3 protein-coding genes, 2 pseudogenes and 1 other annotated feature are annotated in these 4,654 nt (G+C 43.1%); of the genes and pseudogenes, 2 read left to right on the top strand and 3 right to left on the bottom strand.

The genetic code is table 11. The annotated features are described in order from the left end of the window. A pseudogene (locus VB654_RS20780) lies at window positions 1–993 on the top strand (serine/threonine protein kinase); the annotation flags it as partial. 200 nt (window positions 994–1,193) lie between these two features. Beyond that, complete coding sequence (locus tag VB654_RS20775; protein WP_323215702.1) at window positions 1,194–2,999, top strand: protein kinase domain-containing protein; 1,806 nt, start codon at window positions 1,194–1,196, stop codon at window positions 2,997–2,999. Window positions 3,000–3,066: 67 nt separating this feature from the next. On the opposite strand, the gene rplL is transcribed toward VB654_RS20775, so the two are convergent. The 3 genes and pseudogenes from rplL to VB654_RS20760 all read right to left on the bottom strand — a co-directional run. Beyond that, window positions 3,067–3,459 carry a 50S ribosomal protein L7/L12 gene (gene rplL / locus VB654_RS20770; RefSeq protein WP_323215701.1) on the bottom strand — a complete coding sequence of 131 codons (393 nt, stop codon included), beginning with the start codon at window positions 3,457–3,459 and terminating at the stop codon, window positions 3,067–3,069. Window positions 3,460–3,557: 98 nt separating this feature from the next. Further along, window positions 3,558–4,115 carry a 50S ribosomal protein L10 gene (gene rplJ, locus VB654_RS20765; RefSeq protein WP_323215700.1) on the bottom strand — a complete coding sequence of 186 codons (558 nt, stop codon included), beginning with the start codon at window positions 4,113–4,115 and terminating at the stop codon, window positions 3,558–3,560. Between the two features lie 182 nt (window positions 4,116–4,297). Continuing rightward, window positions 4,298–4,466: a sequence feature (ribosomal protein L10 leader region), on the bottom strand. Window positions 4,467–4,546: 80 nt separating this feature from the next. Further along, window positions 4,547–4,654 (bottom strand): annotated as a pseudogene (locus VB654_RS20760) (50S ribosomal protein L1); the annotation flags it as partial.

The following is a 4,654-nucleotide window of genomic DNA, read 5'->3' as shown; positions in this document are numbered from 1 at the left end:
GGGCTAACAGCAATTTATTTACTGACTGGGAAACATCCACAGGAATTAGAAGCTGATCCACGAACTGGGGAAATTGTTTGGCATCAACACGCTTTAAGTATTAGTCCCACATTAGCAGGGGTACTAAACCGAGCGATCGCCTATCACCCCCGCGATCGCTTTCCCACTGCCAGAGAAATGCTGTCAGCTTTGCAATTTGGGTCAGCCAGTGTACCTCCCACAGTAGCTTATCAACAACCATTAGTAGCAACAGTACCACCTCCCGCCCCATCTCAAGACACAGTTGCGGTTAGTACAGGATCTACCTCCCAACCTCCTGAACCAGCCAGTAAACCGAAGGGAATTTTTCTCGGCAGCTTAATTGTAGGTGGTTTGATAGGTGCTTCTATCATTATTGGTTTTGCCCTTAATAGATCACCCCAACTAGTTCAACCAGTTACCCAACCAAACAACTCATTGCAAGAACCTGCCACAAACCAGAATGAAGTGCCGAATGTTACGCCAACTGTAAATTCTCCAATTGCCAGAATTACAGAACCTGCTCCAAATCCCATTGAACCAGAGGAAGTTACACGACCTATAAATCCCCCACCTTCCCCAACAGTTCCTCCTCAACCTTCACCTTCTCCATCTCCTCCGGTAATACAGCCGGAAGTCCTGAGACCATCCCCAGCAGAATCTGTGGAGAATTATTATATCAATATTAACCAGGGTCAATATGAAAATGCGTGGAATCAACTAGCTCCCAGCCTACAAAGTAATAAACGTCTCCATCCAGATGGTTATCTTTCATACATCGAGTGGTGGGGAGGAAAAGTTGAAAGCGTCAATGTTGAACAAGTTAATGTGTTAGAAGCCACTACAGAAACAGCTACCGTCAGTGCTAAGTTTCAATACCTAATGAAAAATGGTAGACGAGTTCCTGGTTCTGTGAACTTCTTTCTTTTATGGGATGGTGAAAATAGCAAATGGGTCGTTAGTCAGGTCAAATAGCTTTGTTAGTCAACACAGCACCCACCCTGCGGTACTAGTTACTATTTTATTTGTTGTCGATTAAGTTCAATTTATGTACTGGAAAAACCTCACAAACTCAAATATCTCAGATTAACTTGAAGTTAGGGGATATAAACTGTCTGTAACTCGTCTGTTGTATCTGATATACATTTGGAAAGGGTGTGAATTGGTAAATTTTCATGACAATAACGCTGCTGAACAATCGCTATCAAGTAATTAAAGTCCTTGGCGCAGGTGGATTTGGCGAAACCTTTCTGGCAGAAGATACCCATATACCTTCTCGCCGACGCTGTGTCATCAAGCAACTTAAACCGATAGCCAATGACCCAAAAACCTACCAAATGATTCAACAGCGCTTTGAGAGAGAAGCTGCAACTTTGGAGTATCTGGGTGACAGTTGTAATCAAATTCCTAAGTTATATGCCTACTTTTCGGAGAATGAACTGTTTTATTTGGTTCAAGAGTGGATTGAAGGGCCGACTTTGACAAATATTGTTGAAGCTAAAGGTTATGAGAGCGAAACTACCGTTCGGGAAATTCTTTTAAGTCTGTTATCAGTTTTAGATTATGTTCATAGTAAAGGCATTATTCACCGGGATATTAAACCAGATAACATTATTCTACGCGCGACTGATAACAAGCCATTTTTGATTGATTTTGGGGCAGTTAAAGAAACTATCCGTTCAGTGGTTAATCCCTCTCATCATCCTACGCGATCGCTTGTAATTGGGACACCTGGGTATATGCCCACAGAACAAGCCATCGGACGACCAGTTTATGCCACTGATATCTATAGTTTAGGCTTGACGGCGATTTATTTACTCACGGGTAAACACCCACCAGAACTACAAACACACCTGCAAACTGGGGAAATTATCTGGCAAGAGTTCGCCCCGGATGTCTCGCCACATCTAGCCAAGGTGATTAATCAGGCAATTCAGCCTCATGTGAGCGATCGCTATAGTACTGCCAGTAAAATGCTGTATGCTTTGAAATCAGCCACTGATATATCTCCTCCGTCTTCTCACACTATCGCCACAGTCAGCCTGAGTCCTGGACAAATCGCATCGACTCAGAAAAACCAGGCCATACCTTCTGCACCAACTCTTTCTAGTATAAAATCGCCAAAACCCGCTTTAATTATCGGCAGTTTAGTTTTGGGTGGCTTAATTGGTGGGGTAGCAATTTCTAGCGTCACTCGTCAACCACAGTCTCAAGAATCTATCACCACATCATCTACACCTACACCATTTTCCAACTCGAATACTACGATAGATCCCACTTCTGCACAAAAATCTTCAATTTTAGAACCTGACTACAGCCCAGATACCATAGAACCTAACCCAGACAGCGTAGCACCTGTAAAACCTCAGTCCCAAGTAACTCCCACATTTGCACCAGATGCGGATCTTTCTACTTTATCACAGCAGTCAGAAGATAACGTCGTACCTGAACCACCACCGCAAGAAGCTCCTGAATCACCTCAATTTCTAGAAGAAACTCCAGAAGCACCACCACCAGAACCGCCGACAACTCCAGAACCACCAGAACCGCAAAATCTTCCTGCTCCTAGCAACACCAAAACTTCCAGTGTGCCAGCATTTCCTACAGGAACTTCTCAAAATGCAGTCAAAGCAGCACTAGGTAAGCCCAATAAAACTTCCAAAGGGTTATGGAATACTCATGCTTTGCTTTATCAGTTAGAAGGCAATGTTGACCTTGGTTACTTATTTGACCGAAAAACCGGAATTTTGCGCCAAACTGAAGTATCCTTTGCCCAATCTATGCCGCCAGAAGTGATGCAAACAACATTACAGGGAATGCTTGCTGGTAATGCTAATAGTGATATTAAACAAGGACTCCAAAAAGTGAGCGATCGCCAAACAAGGCGATACTCTTTTAATGTGGGCGGATTAAAAGGTGTAATTGAACGCAATCAGCAAGATAGAATTTACATCGGTGTCTGGGATGCTGATTTGCATTAAAAAAAAGCCTGCACGTGCAGGCTTTTTCTGATAGTCCCTAAACTACAAGTCTATGGGCAAATCCTAATTACTTGATAGTTACCTTACCGCCAGCTTCTTCGATGCGCTTCTTAGCATCTTCAGCCGCGTCTTTAGCAATACCTTCCTTGACTGCTTTAGGCGCAGCTTCCACCATATCTTTGGCTTCTTTTAGACCTAAACCAGTCAATTCGCGGACAATCTTCAGCACAGCAATTTTCTTGTCAGCTGGAACTGAATCTAGTACCACGTCAAACTCGGTTTTTTCTTCCACTGGTTCAGCAGCACCAGCAGCAGCACCAGGAGCCATCATCATCATTCCACCAGCAGGTGCAGCAGCACTCACGCCGAAAGCTTCTTCAATTTGCTTAACTAATTCAGATGCTTCCAGCAAAGAGAGGGTTTTCAATTGTTCGAGAATTTGATCAGTTGTAGCAGACATTGATATAACTCCTGTAATGTAAATTTGGTTTTTGCCGACTAAAAGCTGCAATTAACAGTAAATCCCAGCAGGCAAAGTTTGGTGTAATTGGGCGAATTTTATTCAGCCGCACTTTCGGTACTCTCACCTTGCTCTTGCTCTTTATCCGCCACAGCTTGCAAAGCACGAGCCAAAGAACTGGGAACTTCGTTGATACCAACAGCAACTTTGGTAGCCAAGGCGTTGATAGCTCCGGCAATTTGCGCCATGAGTTGTTCCTTGGATGGCAAGTCTCCTAAAGCCTTGACATCAGTCTCCTTCAGCAGACGACCTTCCATCACGCCACCACGAAGTTCTGTCTTCTTGGTAACTTTTTGAAACTCTTGATACGCCTTAATTGCCGATGAAAAATCTTCTTTAACTAGCAAAAAGGCCGAAGCACCTTGGAGCAATTCCGAAAGTGGTTGCCAGTTTTCATCACCGTCAATGGCAATGCCCATTAAAGTGTTTTTTGTGACCTTACAAACAGCGCCACTGGGACGTAGCTTCTGCCGTAAGTCCGTGATTTGAGCAACTGTTAAACCCTGATAATCAATTACCAGTGCCAAAGTTGACTCGCTCAGACTGTTTTTGAGATCAGCTACAATCTCTTTTTTATTTTCTAGCGTTCTACCCATGCTTAGTTTTACCTCCAAGGGCAAAATCATTATTTTTCATCAAGTAAAACTTTCAAAACATCTACTTATGAGACTAAATTCGGTTTTACTTCGGTGTTTTAACTAAATCTGTCGCTGGGTTTTTGTTTATCGGTGTTAATTCGAGAGCCGATAGATTACCTCAAATGGTTTTACTATCAGCGACTAAAAACAATTAACCCCAGCTATCCGAGCCGGGGTTTCATAGGAAAACTCATAATACTTCAGTAATTACACCTCTATAGGTGGAACTTCAGTCAATTAGAGCTTTAACCTCGGCAGGATATTTGAGCTTTTGGCTCCTGCTGTCTCCGGCTTGGCTTATTTAGTTTCGGGGTGGGAGTTCAGTAGGTACTCAGAAAAAAAATTGATTTCTCAAAGAATCTTTTCTAGTCTCTATTCCCTCATTTTCTTTAAGCTACTTCGCTTAGTTTTAAATCCCGGAGAGCGTTGATATCGACTTTAATTGATGGCCCCATAGTAGAGGTGACATAAATTGTCCGCCAATAACGGCCTTTGGC

It is taken from the genome of Nodularia sp. UHCC 0506, from assembly GCF_034931045.1.
Lineage (GTDB): Bacteria > Cyanobacteriota > Cyanobacteriia > Cyanobacteriales > Nostocaceae > Nodularia.
The sequence above is the reverse complement of the archived record's forward strand: the minus strand, read 5'-3'. Positions and strand labels throughout refer to the sequence as shown.

Bases quoted from the DNA above. Each gene is read 5' to 3' on its own strand.
- VB654_RS20775 (WP_323215702.1), top strand. From the start codon at position 1,194: ATGACAATAACGCTGCTGAACAATCGCTATCAAGTAATTAAAGTCCTT.
- rplL (WP_323215701.1), bottom strand. From the start codon at position 3,459: ATGTCTGCTACAACTGATCAAATTCTCGAACAATTGAAAACCCTCTCT.
- rplJ (WP_323215700.1), bottom strand. From the start codon at position 4,115: ATGGGTAGAACGCTAGAAAATAAAAAAGAGATTGTAGCTGATCTCAAA.